The sequence below is a fragment of the Melioribacter sp. genome (assembly GCF_049325435.1).
GTDB lineage: Bacteria > Bacteroidota > Ignavibacteria > Ignavibacteriales > Melioribacteraceae > Melioribacter > Melioribacter roseus.
On sequence record NZ_JBMOLD010000001.1, the window covers coordinates 249,428 to 265,721 of the forward strand.

The window sequence follows — 16,294 nt, forward strand, 5'->3', positions numbered from 1 at the left end:
AAAGGAATTAAAATTATGAAATTCGGTTATTTCGACGATCGGAAAAAAGAATACGTAATAACGCGACCGGATACTCCTAAGTCGTGGAGCAATTATTTGGGGTCTACCGAATACGGAGCGATAATTACAAACAATGCCGGCGGTTACAGTTTTTATAAATCCGCAGCTCAAGGAAGATTTACTCGTCTCCGTTTCAATTCAATACCGATGGACCAACCGGGAAGATATTTTTACATTTACGATATCGACAAGAAAGATTTCTGGTCGGCTTCGTGGCAGCCCGTTGGCAAGCCTCTCGAGAAATTCAAATCGGAATGCAGACACGGCACTGCCTATACCGTAATCAGATCGGAATACGACGATATCGTTTCCGAGACGCTCTATTTCGTCCCGCTTAATAAGAATTATGAATACTGGCATCTTAAACTTACCAACAGGGATACTGAAAAAAGAAAGTTACGCATATTCACATATGTTGAATATGCCAACAACTGGAACATTCAGCAGGATATGAACAATCTCCAGTACTCTCAATTTATTATTAAAATGGACGTGATTGATAATATAATCGACCACGGTACAAATGTGTTTATGCCCCCGAGACCGGATGATTTTCAATACAGCGATCAGGCGCGCCATACTTTCCTTGCATTGAGCGGCTCAAAAATTACCGGATTCGATACCGACCGGGAAGCTTTTCTCGGTACGTACGGCAATTATTCAAAACCGTTAGCTCTGGAACGAGGATCCTGTTCGAATTCGATTGCCGTAGGAGATAACGGTTGCGGCGTATTGCAAACGGATATTGCGCTTAATCCCGGAGAGACCAAAGAACTTACAGTCGTAATGGGAATAGGCAAAGCAGAAGAGGAAGGTCGCAAAGCGTTGCAGGAATTATCTCACCCCGTTAAAGTTTATGCGGAGTTCCGAAAATTAGTCGACTACTGGCATAACCGTTTAGAAGGCTTAACAGCCGAAACCCCGGACGAACTTTTCAACAGCATGTTCAATACCTGGAGTCCTTATAACTGCATGATTACTTATTCCTGGTCGCGCGCCGCGAGTTTGGTTTACAGCGGCGAAAGAGACGGTCTCGGTTACAGGGATACCGTTCAGGATATGCTGGGTGTTTTGCATCTGATACCCGACGAAGCGCGCGAACGGCTCGAATTGATGATAACAGGACAGACGTCCACAGGCGGCGCAATGCCCGTAGTCAAGCCGTTTGCTCATAAACCCGGCTGCGAAACCCGCCCGGATGAAAGAGAGTATCGTTCCGACGATTGCTTGTGGCTTTTCAATACTATTCCAGCTTACGTTAAAGAAACGGGCGACGTTGGTTTTTACAATAAGATTCTCCCCTATTCCGACGAAGGGGAAGACACGGTCTTTATGCATCTCAAACGGGCTATCGAATTTAATCTTAAGAGAAGCGGCAAACACGGTTTACCGTGCGGACTGGCGGCCGACTGGAACGATTGTCTGCAGCTTGGTCACGACGGAGAATCCGTATTCGTAGCTTTTCAACTTCGCTATGCTCTTCATACATTTATAGAAATTTCAGATCTGTTGGGTGAACATAGCGAAAAGCAATGGGCTCTTTCACATCTGAATAACCTGGACGAAAACATAAAAAAATACGGATGGGACGGAGAATGGTTCTTGCGCGCTTACCGCGCCGACGGACTTAAATTCGGCTCTAAAGAAAATGACGAAGCTTCGATTTTCTTGAATCCTCAATCTTGGTCGATTATCAGCCGCCATGTGAACCAAGAAGAAGGCATACGAATAATGGATACAGTAAAAAATCGTCTTTTAACCGACTACGGTTTGTTAATATGCGACCCGCCCGTAGAGAATACGGATCCGAACGTCAATAAATCGAGAGTTTTTAATAAAGGTATGAAAGAAAATGCATCTATTTTCAATCATACCCAGGGATGGGCTGTAATTGCGGAAGCAATTTTAGGCAGAGGAAATATTGCTTACGATTACTATAAGAGATTTATGCCCGCGCGTTATAACGATACGGCGGAAATAAGAGAGATTGAGCCGTATGTCTATTCCCAGTTTACTCACAGCAAATACAGTCCTCGTTACGGAGCTTCCAGATTGCCGTGGTTAACGGGAACAGCCTCGTGGGCATATTTTGCGGCTTCGCAATATATACTCGGTTTACAGCCGGATTATTACGGAATTAAGATTTCGCCCTGTATTCCGTCGTATTGGAATAAGGTTTCCGTAAAACGAATCTTCAGAAAAAAATTACTCGACATTACAATTCTTAACAATAATAAAAAGGAATGCGGAGTAAAGCAGATAATTTTGAACGGAGAAAAGATAGAATCGGATTTTATACCGATTATAAAACTTAAAGAAACGAATCAAATTACAGTTTATATAGAATAAAATGAGGTGACATATGAGCCACACAATCATAGGAGGAGCGCTGCCTGCGATTCCGTGGGAAGAAAAGAAAAACAAAAACGACGTTATATGGCGATACAGCGGCAATCCGATTATCGGCTGGAATCCGATACCTAAAGCAGCTCGAATATTCAACAGCGCAGTCGTTCCTTTTGAAGACGGTTTTGCAGGCGTATTCAGAGCGGATCAAAAAAACGGCAGAGCGACGCTCTTTGCCGGATTAAGCAAAGACGCCATCAGTTGGGAAATCTTCCCCGACCCGATCGCTTGGGTTGACGAAAACGGCAATCCAAATCCTACCAGCTACGCTTACGATCCGCGCGTAGTAAAAATAGACGACACATATTATATTGTTTGGTGCGACGATATGCGCGGCGCGTCAATCGGTCTTGGCCGAACCAAAGATTTCAAAACATTTGTCAGAATGCCGAACCCGTTTATGCCATATAATCGAAACGGAGTGCTCTTCCCCCGTAAAATAAACGGGAAATATATGATACTGAGCCGTCCGAGCGACAGCGGACATACGCCGTTCGGAAATATCTACATAAGCGAAAGCCCCGACTTAATCCACTGGGGCAATCACCGCTATGTAATGGGAAGCGGAGGAAACGGATGGTGGCAAAGCACTAAAATCGGAGCCGGTCCCGTTCCTATCGAAACCAAAGAAGGCTGGCTGTTATTCTATCACGGAGTAACTACAACCTGCAACGGCTTTGTATACAGTTTTGGCGCAGCGCTATTGGATCTGGACAATCCTTCAAAAGTGCTTTATCGAACAAGAGATTATTTACTGACGCCGGAAAAAGAATATGAAACCGTAGGCTTTGTACCAAACGTTGTATTTCCGTGCGCAGCCCTGTTCGACGCTCCGACGGGCAGAATTGCAATTTATTACGGCGCCGCAGACACATATACGGCGATTGCTTTTACGCAGGTTGACGAGTTAATCGATTACATAAAAAATAATTCGGAAGTATTTTAACGGCGGAGTTTCAAACTCCGCTTTTTTTTCAAGGCAATTTATACTTCCTGCCCGCATCCATAAAAGCTCTGATATTTTCGAGGGGAACAGCCTGAGGCAAATCGCAGCCTGTGCTCAGTACGAAATTCGGAAATTCCGCCGTTTCGTTCAAAAGCTTTTCCGTTTCATTAAATACTTCATCGTATGTTCCGTATAAAATTTTCCCGGCAGGATTAATATTGCCAATCACAATTATATTATTCCCTGCCGACTTGCACGCTTTTTTGATGTCCATGCCTGTTTCCGGAGAATCGAGACTCAATGCATTGACTCCCGCGTCGCACATTGCCTCAAGCAGGTGCATCGAATTTCCGCAGATATGATATATAAATGCGATGTCCGATTCTGAATAAATTTCCGTTATTCTTTTTACATATTCTGCGGAAAAACGGATAAATTGTTCAGGGCCCAGCATAACTGCGCTCGGCTCGAGAACGCATACGGCTTTCGCTCCGGAAGAGGTTAACATTTCCGCGTAAGTTTTAATTTTTTCGTAAGCCGTTCCGCAAACATCGTCCAGAAGTTCCGGATTTGTTAACGTCATTTCGGCAGCTTTGTTGGCTCCCAAAATCAAACCCGCCAATGTATAAGGACCGGTAATATATGCGCACGTCATCGAGTCCTGAAAATTTTCCGACATTTTTTTCACCGTAGCGCAATAACTCAAGGCTCTTGAGTCCCCTTCGATCTCTATACTGTTCATAAATTCCAGTCTGCTTTCATCGAAAGACGAATGTAATACCGTTGCAGATTCTTCCTGCGGAAAGAGGGTATAACAACCCAATGCGTTTGCTTCCACAGACAAATCCATTAACGTAAACATTGCATCGGGATGAAATTCGTTATATAAAGCGTTCAACACTTTGTAATGCTCTATGTAATTTTGCTGGGCTACTTTGATCGAGGAATTCGTCAAATTAATTCCGGGGAATCCGAGTAACGGCGCAACGAGCCGTCTGCGGTCCGAATATGCCTGTTCGACTGCTTTCAACAATAACTTCCGGGACATTGCATCTCCGATTTATTGGATAAATCTATTTCAATAGCGACATCTTGTTAACCCCGATTCTGCCCCTGCTTGTATCCAATGCGTAAAAGTAAACGCCGCCGCTTAATTTGTTCGCTGAATAAGTCAATAAATGTTCCCCCGCCGCCGAATAGATTTTCGAAACGGTATCTACCTGTCTGCCAAGGACATCGTAAATCGTGAGTTTAACAACGCCAGGCTCGTCCAAAGAAAATGTAATATTGGTTGAAAGATTAAATGGATTCGGATAATTATTCAATCTGCCGGATTTTAAATTGCCGTCCTTAAACTCGTCTTTAATTTCGGTCGTCTTATTTTTAATGAAAAAGATCTCAGCGCTGTCAGGCGCTACATTGAAGACTATATAATCTTGTCCGTTTTCCTGAATTACTTTAAAAGTAATTTCTTTATTATTTTGTATCAGGATATATGACTTCCATCCAACCGGAATTTTACGACGAACAGTGACGGGGAAATCGTAAACATTGTCATCAAGTGTGTCGTTGGCGGTAAAGATTATTGTGTCGTTGCTCCGATAAGTTTCATTTATCGTAAGACTGTTTCTTTCTCCGATATATTTAACCACATTGATAAAATTATCGACCCAGAATCTGTCATCATTCTTTTTCAGATAGTCGAGGCTTTTACGTAAAGTATCCGACGGCAAAGGAGAATACCCTCCGTCGTCGTCGATGCCGTGCAACAGATAAACGCACCAGCCGCCCGATCTCGCAGCTTCTTCAGCTTTGGTATTAAATTCTTTTACGGTTTTAACGGGACCCTCCGAGCCGCAAATTATCGAACTAATATTAAATAAATCCGACGGCGTCTTTTTTTCGATGTACCCCTGGCAGCCTCTTGCCGCTATATAATACTTTTTAACAAGAGATAATTTTCCCGGACGGCAATAAGGATATGCTATGGTCAGCGGCGTTCCGGTTTTAATATTTGAATGTATAGCCTCTGCCGAATTTTCCAGTTCGTTTTCGAGCTCGCTTTCCGATAGCTGGTCGAGGTAAGGATGACTTACGGTATGGCTGGCAATTTCGTGACCGTTTTCTGCGGCGTTATTTAATGCTTTCCAGTTCGGCCCCCAGTTTGTAACCGTATACAGCGTTAACTTAAAACCATATTCGTCGAACATCGGAACTATTTTCAACAATTGATTGGAACAATTGTCGTCGAAAGTATATGTGATTGCGGCTTTCTTAAATTCGAACCAATCGGCAACTTTATAATCGTCCGTTTTCGATTGAGGAAGAATTTTATTTAAGTATATAATGAAGCAAAAGAACAAAATTGTTTTTTTTGCCATGGCGTATATTCCCAAATAATGAATTACGGAAATCGTATAATTAACCCCACTTTTCCGGAACGTTTCTCGGAGCTTTCTGGATTATATTTTATAATTTTTCACCGTGTCGACAAACGCTACGATATTCTCTGTTTTTACGCCCGGAGGCATACCTCCTCCGCAGGAGACAATTAATCTTGACTTATCTATCAGGTCGTCGAGCATTTTTTTCGTCGCCTCTGCAACTTCGCCGGGCGAAGCGGCGGCGAGTACGTCTCGGGGCGGCAAATTGCCGACGAGCGTAATTTTATTTTCAGTCAATTCCTTCAGTTCGGTTAGAGATACATCGATTCCCATATTAAACATATTAACGCCCATTTCATTCAGAAAAGGAGCCGAGACTTTACACGGCGCGTCGTTATGCAAGAATTTTACCGACACGTCGGTATTGAACAGTTCTTTGAAATAAGGAAGTCCGAATTCTTTAAATTCAGGCTCGCCCATAAAACCGATTATATCGTCGAGCAAAAATATGCCGTCTATCGAAGGAAATGTTTTTCTCTGCAGATCGAGCCAGTCTTTTAGAAAGTCTGTAATTTTCCTGATGAGAACATGCGCCTTGCCAGGCGTCATCATCATTGTCGTAAGAAATTCCGTCGTTCCCATTAAATAACTGGCGATATTCAGAGGTCCGCGCGCTACGGCGAATCTTATTTTATGACCGTTTTCTTCAATTCTGCTCTGTAACAATTTGAGCCTGTTTAACATCAAAGGTAGCAGACCGTCTGTTTCCGGATTCGGTTGATGCAAGGATTCGATTTCATCGGCGGAGTTGATAAGTTTATGGGCGTGCGGAAACTCATTCGGAGGGAACGAAGAGCGCGCGCCGAAGGCGGACGGTTCCGTACACATTCCGTATTCCGACCAGAAACCGGGCAAAAACATTACCTCCGGAAATTGATTGATTGCTTTTAAGTTAGCCGCGAACCAGAGCTCTTCGCTTGCAAAATATTCGACTATTTTAATGCCGTACCAATTCGGAAGCCAGGGACTGTCGATAATAAACCCCACCGGCAAAGGCTCCGCTTTTTCGCCGCCGATAACTTTTTTCAAAATTTCCCATTGATTGTCCGTCATGATTTCCTCTGCTGATTCTTATTTTGTTTATTTTTAATTCTGTAAGTACAGTCTCTCGCATTGCATGTATCGCATAAATAGTCTTTCCATTTTATCTTTTCACCTGCGGCTATAATTCCGCTTATCGACTTGATGGGCGTCATTAAAGCGGATTCTTTGAGAGTTACGCCGCAAAAGTCTTTTGGGAAAAAAGAAAATATTTTGTGCTGTTCGCTTACATTCCAGTCGCAATACCCCGGGCTGTATCTGTTGGAAACTCCCTTATAATACTTTTTCATTTCTTCGGCGATATAATCATGGATAAAATCGGCGGTCTTTTCGGCGGCGGCGGAAGCAATTATATCTGCAATATAACTGTATGCCAGCTCGCCTTCCTTGCGCAATTCGTCAATCCACTTTTCCATCTTACCGCCGATTGTGGCAAGAAAAAGAAACATCGATTCGGCATTTTTCAATTGACTTGTAACAATTGGTCCGGTATTCAACACAACATCCTGCAATCGGATACTTTTCTTATCTGGGTAATCAATCTTATCAATAAGCACATAACCCGCGCACGGTTCAATTTTTTCAGGCAATGCGTTAAGTATTTCATTTATGATTTCTGAAAAATGGCTCTCTGTGTTTTTATAACCGATGACCGCTTCAACTTCTTCTTTTTGAATTGTAATTTGCTCCGGAGTCAAAATAAGTTCCAGGCTATTACTCCCGTTATTTTTAATCTTAAACATTCGCCGTCATTTTTTAATTGTATTGACAAAAGTTTCAATGTGACGAGGAGTTGTGCCGCAGCAGCCGCCGATAATATTGGCGCCGCTTTCGATAAGTAGATTCAATTTATGAGCCATCGAATCGGGCGTTTCCAGATAAACAGTCTTGCCTTCCTGAAATACGGGTTTGCCCGCATTTGCATGCACGAGCACCGGCAATTCTTTTTCGACGGATCTAATTTCTTTTACAATTTCGATCATTTGATCGAATCCGTTGCCGCAATTGCTCCCGATTACCGAAGCGCCCGCATTTTTTAATTCGACTGCCATCTGAGCGGGAGTTACGCCCATCATAGTCCTGTAGTCGTTGTTGACTGTCTTTTCGAAAGTGAAAGTGCAAACGACGGGCAAATCGCACGCAGATTTGGCGGCTTTAACGGCAGAGACAGCTTCCGCAATATCCGACATGGTTTCTACGCAAATGGCGTCCGCGCCTCCGTCTGCCAGGGCTTTAGCCTGAATCGCAAAACCGTTAAAAAGTTCTTCTTCTGAAATATCTCCCATCATTAAAATTGCGCCGGTAGGGCCTATCGAACCGAGTACGAAATGATAATCTCCCGCCGCTTCCCTTGAAATTTCTGCCGCAGTTTTATTGATTTCATACGTCCTGTCGTCCAAGCCGTACCTTTTTAATTTATAAGGACTGGCGCCGAAGCTGTTCGTAAGAATCATATCCGAACCGGCGTCGATATAACTTTTAGCAATTTCCAATACTTTATCGCGATGCGTTAAATTCCACAGTTCGGGGCACTCGTCGGAAGAGAGTCCTTTTTCATAAAGAAAAGTTCCCCATGCTCCGTCGGATATAAGAACTTTGCCGCTTTTTACCTCTTCGATAAAATTGCGCATATTACCCTGCCAAAAATTGTTCGAGTATTTCAACGGCTTGCTGAGGGTTGTCGCCGTAGGCGTCGGCTCCCATTTTAATTGCGGCTTCCCGAGTTACAGGAGCTCCGCCAACAATTACTTTTATATCGGGAAAGTTATTTTTGATTTCCGCAACTGTATTGGACATATTTGCCATAGTCGTGGTAAGCAATGCGCTAAGGCCTACGGTGCAATTTCTGTTGTTGCTTATTACTTCCAAAAATTTATTAGTTTTTACATCCACGCCAAGATCGATTACTTCCCAGCCGTTTCCTTCCACAACCATGCTCACCAAATTTTTTCCGATGTCGTGCAAATCGCCTGCAACAGTGCCGATTACAAATTTACCTTTCTTTTTTACTTCGCCTGTTTGGAAATATGGTTTGAGATGGTTCATAACAGCCTGCATTGCTTTGGCAGCCATAAGAAGTTCAGGCACAAATACTTCGTTCCTGCTGAATTTTTCGCCGATATTCTTCATGCCTACGTTGCATGCATCTAGAATTTCGAACGGTTTAACGCCCGTTTCTAAAGCTTTCAAAGCCAATTCGTCGGCGCCCTCCTGGTCTTTCAAATCCGGCGGGTAAGGAGCGGATTTGTTGACTTTGCCTCTTTCAATGCAATAACTGATTTTTTTGATTAAGTCATCCATATCGTTACCGTCGTTATTTATATTATAAATTAAAATAAGGAAAAACGTATAATTATTCATTCTTATTGAAGATGTCGTCGTTTCCCCGGTAGATAAAATAATCATAAAATGCTTTATTGGAAGATATCTTCCCGGAGGAAGTGGCATAAAGTCCGAATACAGCCCCTACAAAACCGCCCGCTACTTTTGTGCTCAAAAACGAAGCATCCAATTTATTGAGGAACGTATTCCATTCGCCTTCGTTCCATGCGTAATGGAAAGAATATTCTTTGCCTTCCGATACAATCTTTAAGCGGATATCTTCGCTCCGCAATTCGGCGGGCACAATTGCTTCTTCGATCAATTCGAGTTCATTTCCGCTTGTCGATTTAAATAATTGTACTCTGTCGTTAAGTTTATTTTTTGATTTGCACAGATAATAAAAATGTTTTTCGTTTTGAAAAATTACCAATCCTGCTTTTTCAAATTCGGATTCGGGACTAAAATTTAACTTTGTTTCGGCAGAACACTTTATATGCTGCTGCCTGTGACCTATAAAAGAAGGATTGCCGTTACCCGAACAAGTTTCAGGTCTCAAGTTTATTCTCAAAAATCCTTCTTTTTCTTTCAGACTGTGCCATTTTTCTTCCGGAGTTCTGAGGTAAATCCAGTCGCCGGATAATTCATCTTCGTCGAATTCGTCGACGATAATAAAATTGCCGCTATATTTTCGTTCGGCAAACTCTTTTGCGGGCTTTGCGGGATATGGATAGAAATATTGCACTTCTTCATAATCCGGATTAATTACAGGCCATCCGTCAATCCATTTAACGGGAGCTAGAAAAGTTTCTCTGCCGGTATTATAATAACCATTGTCATAAGGCCGGCATCCCAGAAACACAGCCCACCAATCGCCTCCGTCAGTTACTACAAAATCCGCATGTCCGGTTGAAGTAATCGGATTTTTGCGATTAGGGTCGAGGTGCCTTTGGGTAAGTATCGGATTTTTTGCGTACGGCTCATAAGGTCCCAGCAGATTCTTGCTTCTAAATACCACCTCCGAATGATTATCGCCCGTTCCGCCTTCAGCGGCTATTAAAAAGTAATACCCGTCTTTTTTAAAAATATGAGGTCCTTCTATCCAGATCGGTCTTTTCGATAAATCCGTTCCGCCGTTAACGAGTATATGTTCATCGCCTCTTACTTTCAGACTGTCGAGGTCTAATTCGTATATTCTAATTGTTCTGTGTCCGTCGTATAAAGGTTTATTATCCGGAGCTACACTGTTGTAAACAATGTAAGCCTTACCGTCGTCGTCAAAAAACGGAGAAGGGTCAATGCCGTTGATTTCGGGAATCCAAACGGGATTTGACCACGGGCCTGCCGGGTCTTTTGCCGTCACTATAAAATTTCCTCCCGCATCTACGAGCGTACAGGTTACATAAAACAGTCCGTTGTGATATCTAATTGACGGAGCGAATACGCCTCTGGAGACGCCGAGACCATTAGTATTCATCTGCTCTTTCCTGTCGAGCACATGCCCGATCAATTTCCAATTTACCAGGTCTTTACTCTGAAAAACCGGGATGCCGGGAAAGTAAGCAAACGAAGAATTTACCAGATAATAATTATCTTCCACTTTGCATATACTCGGATCGGGATAGAAACCCATCAAAATCGGATTAGAATATTTTTCCTGCGCGTTATATACGCAAAACGTTAAAAATAGTAATAAGAAATATTTTTTCATTTTCACACTATTGTATTTAGTTATTCAATAATCAAGATTACACAGCAATTAATACTATACATCCCTAACACCTAATCCCCACATACACTTTCTGGGGGACCCAAATAAGAATAACCCGTTTCACCGCTTTCAATAACAATTTTTTGAATTACCACTCCGGGATCAATTGCCCATATTTTCAATACATGTCTACCCGGGCTTTCAACAACGTGAGATGTTTTTTGTACGTTAATGTTATCAGCCACCCATTTTTCCCACAGCTTAAGATTAATTCCTTTGTGCATATTGACAACTACGGGCGTTTCGTCGTCCAAAGAAACTGCGAATCGGAGTCCGATACTATCCTCCGCATGATGGTCGTTAAAATCGAGCGTCGGCGATAAGTAGACATTTACGTTAATATTACCTTTATCGAACAAATAAATGTCATATTCAAGCCTTGGGCTTTCTTCAGAAAGTTCCAGATTAGCCGTTACGGGAAAGAACGTAACGGCCGACGATGTTCGTCCGAGATTCGGGATAGTAACCCATTTAATATTTCCCGATTCAATTTTACGCGAGTAATCTTTCGCTTCAATGGAAACGTAATTATTGGTTTCCACAAAATAGTTATCGCAATCTAATTGTCCCGGATTTTTCACAACCGCGTTTATCGAACAAACTTCATCGTTAGGACCGGTTATTTTAACGACGTAATTCTCACTTCCTATTTTTGCCTTTTGCCAATCAATTGAAATCCATATTCTCTTTTCTGTTTCGACTGTCCCTGTTTTATTTTCGATAATAAAAATATCGTCCGCGACAATTTTATAATCGAACGGCTTTTCTCCCCGGTTAAAAATTTCGATAAAATATTTCTGATCATAAACCGATTCGAAAGCCGGCAGAGCGAGCGATTTGGAATCCGGATAAAAATCTTCCGTGCCTTCCACAGCGACGCCCATTTCAGATTTATTCGGGTTCCCGATTATTTCAATTTTGGGCATGTAATTTTTGTCCGGCTGCTGCCAATAAGTATATCCGATGTGAGTCTGCGACATCATATGGTTCCATTTTCCGCCAGCAATTTTAGTATGATAATATTCGGTTATAAGCGAATCCCTTTCGAAAAGTTCTTTTACTTTTTGAGCCGTTTGGTTTGTCAATACTCTCTTCTGTTTTGCATACATACGATTCTTTGCCGTAACGAAATATAGCTCGTACAAATTGGAAGAAGCTTCTACTGGATGAAGAACGAGTTGATAATAAGCGTCGTGATATTCGGCGGGAAGCTTCCGATCGATCATTTTTGCTTTTTCATAAAGACTTTTATACTCTTCCGTAACTCTTTCGAATTCGCGGAAATTAACCAGGCTGTAAGTTTCGGGCGAAAGCAGTTCGGGTTTTCTGCGCGAATTGTATTTAGTATATTTATCCAGAATCTCGGCGATATCGCGCGCATATTTTTCGCCGAATTGCTCTTTTGCCCATTCGTAAGAATATTCGCCGAGTTTCTCCAGCGGTATAAATTCCGGATTCCAGGCATAATCGAGGAAAAAGTCGATCGGAAATTCCATCGGTTTGATATCGCCTACGTTTACAATCCATATTTTCCTGGCGCCGTATTCATATGCCAGATGCATCTGCTCCCAAACGCGTTCAATCTGATTAGTATTGATCCACTTATAATTTCTCGGGCCCCCGACGTAGTCGTAATGATAGTAGATTCCGTATCCGCCTTTACGGGGTTTTTCATTCAAGTCAGGCAATTTTCTGATATTTCCCCAGTTATCGTCGCAAAGCAACAATGTAACGTCGTCGGGTACTCGCATACCTTTATCGTAATATTCCTGAACTTCTTTATAGAGCGCCCAGACTTGAGGCGTTTCTTCGGCTTTTTTACCGGTTACCTCTTCGATTATTTTTCTTTGGTCATCCACAATTCGTTCCAGTAAAGCAATATTGGCGTCCCGGCTCATCGGTTCGTCGCCGTCGCCTCGCATTCCGATAGTTACAATGCTTTCGTATCCGTTCATCCTTTTAATACCTTCACGCCAGAATCCTCTCAATACGCTGTCGTTTTTTGTATAGTTCCAGGGTCCTTTACCGTATCTTGCCCATTCGACGTGAGCTCTCATCATCGGCTCGTGGTGCGACGTGCTTATTACAATGCCGTATTCGTCCGCAAGTTTATGATTTAAAGAGTCGTCGTCGAAAAATGATTTGCCCCACATTGCGGGCCACAAAAAATTCCCTTTCAATCGGAGAATCAGCTCAAATACATGTTGATAGAACCGATGATTAAAGCCTCCGAATTTTTCATAAGCCCAACCCGTTAAAGCCGGAGCTTCGTCATTTATAAAAATTCCGCGGTATTGAACCGCCGGCTCTCCCATCGTAAAATTAACGGGTTTGACATAGACCGCTTCTTTTTTCTTGACCGGCACATCAGCCCACCAGTACCAGGGCGAGACTCCCATTTTTTCCGATAAATCGTATATCCCGAATATCGTCCCTCTCTTGTCGCTCCCCACAATTAAAAGCGCTTTCTTGACGCCCGGCATAATATCTTCGGCAGTGATAATGAAAAATTGCTCCCATCTGCCTTCAAGATTTTTTATATCAATTTTATTTTGCTCTATCAATTTCTTAATCAAACTGCTTTTGTTATACGTCCCGATAATAATTGCAAAATCGGTTGCGGGATAGTTACGGTCATAGACTTCCGGTTTAATATTGGCAACAGACTCAATATCGAGGCTCAGTTGTTTGATAACTCTTATCACGCCGGGGTAGTCGTCGTTGGCATAGAATATTGGAGCGGCTTTGCCTTTTTCCGCTATAGTAAAAGCGCTTTCTTCTTTTTGTGTGGTAATATAATTGCCGCCGTATAAAATTCCGTTTTGAAGCGTTAGTATGCTTATAATCAAAGCGATTAATTTTTTCATGATAAGCCTATTATAAATCCGGTGTAATAAATTATTAAAAAAAGAACAGGGTTAGCTCGCCGCGATAGCGAGCCAACCCGTACAATGATATTATTTCATCAACAACATTTGTTTTGTTTCGGAAAAATTGCCCGCTTCGAGACGGTAGAAGTAAATTCCGCTTGAGAGATCCGAAGCGTCGAATATAACAGTGTAAGAACCGGGATTTTGCGCTCCCTGCACAAGCGTTCTTACTTCGCGTCCAAGCACGTCATAAACTTTGAGCGATACATTGACGGACTTCGAAAGCGAGTAATTAATTCTCGTAGATGGATTAAACGGATTTGGATAGTTATTCGACAGATAGAAATCTTTCGGCAAATCGTCGATTCGTTCTACCGATACAACAACGGAATCGAGATAATTTCGCAACCAGACTAATGCGGGTCTTTCCGTGCCGTTAGCGTCAACCAGGTATGCTTTCTGTTCGTTTCTCCAGAGCCCTGGTCTCCATCCCCAAAGAGTAATTCCTTCGACCGCGGGGTGTTCCCACAATACGGGGAATATTCTTTGATAATCCTGTAATTGCCTTTCGTCGGTCATACCGTCAATATCAAGTTCCGTTACCTGAATTTTCAAACCCGTAGAAGCGAGCGAGTCGAGATTCTTTTTTATAACGGAAACCGCGGTATTCAATGAGAATGCATGCCCTTGAACGCCGATAACGTCGATCAAATTTTCAGCCTGCAACAGCCTGATTAATTTGAGATATGCGCTTGTATTAGCGGAACTGTTAATAATATTATAATCGTTAATCATCAGTTTTGTTTTGGAAGGGAAAATTTCCCGAGCCATTTTAAATGCGTTAATTACCCAGTCCCATCCGGTAGAACCTTCGCCTCCCAATGCGTTCCTGTATTGAGCGGGCGCGTGATTCGGCAGCGGTTCGTTGACAACCTGCAAATAATCGATGTCGGGATATCTGTCGGCTACAGCCTGGAACCATTCCCGTATTTCTTCGAGTTGCTCGTCAGGTTGAAGATTATTAATCCATCCGGGTTGCTGCTGTCCCCAGACAAGAACGTGATAGATAAATTTGAATCCGTTTTCTTTAGCCAGATTATACGCCGCGTCGAGACCGCCCCAGTTCATTTGATCGCGAGCCGATTCCACGCTGCCCCACTTGCCGGCATTTTCCGGAGTAACGGCATTCCAGTAAGCCGCAAAATTCGGAGCCTGAGCAGTACTGTAAGCAGAGCCTAAAAACTTCGGTTGTTTCGATGCAATCGGAGGACCCATCCAGATTTCACCCGGTAATTTATCCACTCCTGCCGTTTTATTTTCAAGATTATCAACCGTGTAATAGAGATATGATTTTCCGAATGCAATTTTATCGATATCGAGTCCGTCTTCACGAGCAGCAATCTGGAATATTTTTGTTAAAGTATCGCCTTCGACCGTAAAGACTACAGGATCTTCTCCGAAATTATTTTTTGACAAATTAACCCACTTCCATACTCCGTCTCCTAAACCTCCCGGATCGCTTACTATATTATCAGGCTCGTTAAAGCCAGCCGCCTGCATTTGGTTTGCTATTATCCAATCCTCGTCATTAGCCGTATCTTTAACACCGAAACCGTTTCCGTAAAAGAAGCTGTCGTCGTTGTATTGATTCGGACCGACTCTTATTTTGGCGAATAAATCGTAGTTTCCCGTGTCGGCAAATGTAACTTCGAAAGTAATTACTTTAGAAGCGCTGCCCGGATTAGTACTGTTGATAAAATTGGTTTTCGGAGTTACGTAAGTAATGTCGCCATCCTGCAGAACTTCCAGGTCGCTTCCCAACTGACCATCCTCTGCTTCCAACACTATCGGTTTCAACGGAGACGGTAAATCATTTTTATTTATTATCGTAAGATTGTCGACATAAATGGTATTTCCTACATTAACGCTTTTATTGAAATGAATAGGAGCGCGTATTACCTTTTGTGTATCGGTAATTGTAAATTCCATAGTGAATTCCCGCCATTCCGTAGTCAAATTGGCAGGACGAATTGCTCCGTACTCATTATACGAGTAATTGCCGACGGTAAAATTAGCTTGAGCCCCCGCCTTTTCCGCTTTTGCCCAAATCGAATAGACATAGGTATCGCCCGGTTTTACGGGAATACTGTCCGCCACCAATTGAATATCCCAGTCGTTAGCGCCGAGAGAATTAATGACAACTTTAAATGCGTGATTTCCGTGTTGCACCGGATTATCCACAATTTCGAAATCCGGCGGCGTAGTAACGGAAGAACCGACTTCGATGATCCATCCTTCGATATTTTCCGTAACGGGTCCCAAAGGCGTGTTCTCGAAACTGCCGTTTGTAACAAGCTGCGCTTGAGATATTGACGGAATCAGTAACAAGAGAATTATCAACCCGTTGATAATATTTTTTAGTTTCCCTCCCATGTGT

General features: G+C 42.7%; 11 protein-coding genes and 2 pseudogenes. 2 read left to right on the forward strand and 11 right to left on the reverse strand.

Translation table 11 applies throughout. The annotated features are described in order from the left end of the window. Window positions 1–15 precede the first annotated feature (15 nt). A complete protein-coding gene (locus ACOYVE_RS01085; RefSeq protein ID WP_422880559.1) occupies window positions 16–2,409 on the forward strand; it encodes a GH36-type glycosyl hydrolase domain-containing protein in 2,394 nt (797 codons plus the stop codon). A gap of 13 nt (window positions 2,410–2,422) precedes the next feature. Continuing rightward, window positions 2,423–3,412 (forward strand): glycoside hydrolase family 130 protein, encoded by a 990-nt coding sequence (locus tag ACOYVE_RS01090; RefSeq protein ID WP_014856762.1) that lies wholly within the window; start codon window positions 2,423–2,425, stop codon window positions 3,410–3,412. A gap of 28 nt (window positions 3,413–3,440) precedes the next feature. Here the strand turns inward: ACOYVE_RS01090 and ACOYVE_RS01095 are convergent, their stop codons facing one another. The 11 genes and pseudogenes from ACOYVE_RS01095 to ACOYVE_RS01145 form a co-directional block, all read right to left on the reverse strand. Continuing rightward, window positions 3,441–4,460, reverse strand: a complete 1,020-nt coding sequence (locus ACOYVE_RS01095) for a uroporphyrinogen decarboxylase family protein (protein ID WP_422880560.1) — start codon at window positions 4,458–4,460, stop codon at window positions 3,441–3,443. Between the two features lie 25 nt (window positions 4,461–4,485). Continuing rightward, window positions 4,486–5,793 carry a polysaccharide deacetylase family protein gene (locus tag ACOYVE_RS01100; RefSeq protein WP_014856760.1) on the reverse strand — a complete coding sequence of 436 codons (1,308 nt, stop codon included), beginning with the start codon at window positions 5,791–5,793 and terminating at the stop codon, window positions 4,486–4,488. Between the two features lie 81 nt (window positions 5,794–5,874). Next, window positions 5,875–6,909 (reverse strand): uroporphyrinogen decarboxylase family protein, encoded by a 1,035-nt coding sequence (locus ACOYVE_RS01105; RefSeq protein WP_014856759.1) that lies wholly within the window; start codon window positions 6,907–6,909, stop codon window positions 5,875–5,877. Beyond that, window positions 6,906–7,640 (reverse strand): vitamin B12 dependent-methionine synthase activation domain-containing protein, encoded by a 735-nt coding sequence (locus ACOYVE_RS01110; RefSeq protein ID WP_422880561.1) that lies wholly within the window; start codon window positions 7,638–7,640, stop codon window positions 6,906–6,908. The genes ACOYVE_RS01105 and ACOYVE_RS01110 overlap by 4 nt, the downstream gene beginning before the upstream one ends. Window positions 7,641–7,646: 6 nt before the next feature. After that, window positions 7,647–8,528 carry a homocysteine S-methyltransferase family protein gene (locus tag ACOYVE_RS01115; protein ID WP_422880562.1) on the reverse strand — a complete coding sequence of 294 codons (882 nt, stop codon included), beginning with the start codon at window positions 8,526–8,528 and terminating at the stop codon, window positions 7,647–7,649. Window position 8,529: 1 nt separating this feature from the next. Further along, window positions 8,530–9,198, reverse strand: coding sequence for a cobalamin B12-binding domain-containing protein (locus ACOYVE_RS01120; RefSeq protein WP_422880563.1), 669 nt, complete (start codon window positions 9,196–9,198; stop codon window positions 8,530–8,532). Window positions 9,199–9,250: 52 nt separating this feature from the next. Next, window positions 9,251–10,927: a glycoside hydrolase family 43 protein gene (locus ACOYVE_RS01125; RefSeq protein ID WP_014856755.1), complete on the reverse strand. Its 1,677-nt coding sequence runs from the start codon at window positions 10,925–10,927 to the stop codon at window positions 9,251–9,253. 71 nt (window positions 10,928–10,998) lie between these two features. Further along, the gene (locus tag ACOYVE_RS01130) at window positions 10,999–13,854 is read right to left on the reverse strand and encodes a glycosyl hydrolase 115 family protein (protein ID WP_422880564.1); all 2,856 of its coding nucleotides are present in this window, start codon (window positions 13,852–13,854) and stop codon (window positions 10,999–11,001) included. A gap of 90 nt (window positions 13,855–13,944) precedes the next feature. After that, window positions 13,945–14,265: a T9SS type A sorting domain-containing protein gene (locus ACOYVE_RS01135; RefSeq protein ID WP_422880616.1), complete on the reverse strand. Its 321-nt coding sequence runs from the start codon at window positions 14,263–14,265 to the stop codon at window positions 13,945–13,947. Then, window positions 14,251–15,123 (reverse strand): annotated as a pseudogene (locus tag ACOYVE_RS01140) (endo-1,4-beta-xylanase); the annotation flags it as partial. The pseudogene ACOYVE_RS01140 and the gene ACOYVE_RS01135, both read right to left, overlap by 15 nt. 705 nt (window positions 15,124–15,828) lie before the next feature. After that, a pseudogene (locus ACOYVE_RS01145) lies at window positions 15,829–16,290 on the reverse strand (carbohydrate binding domain-containing protein); the annotation flags it as partial. Between the last annotated feature and the right edge of the window lie 4 nt (window positions 16,291–16,294).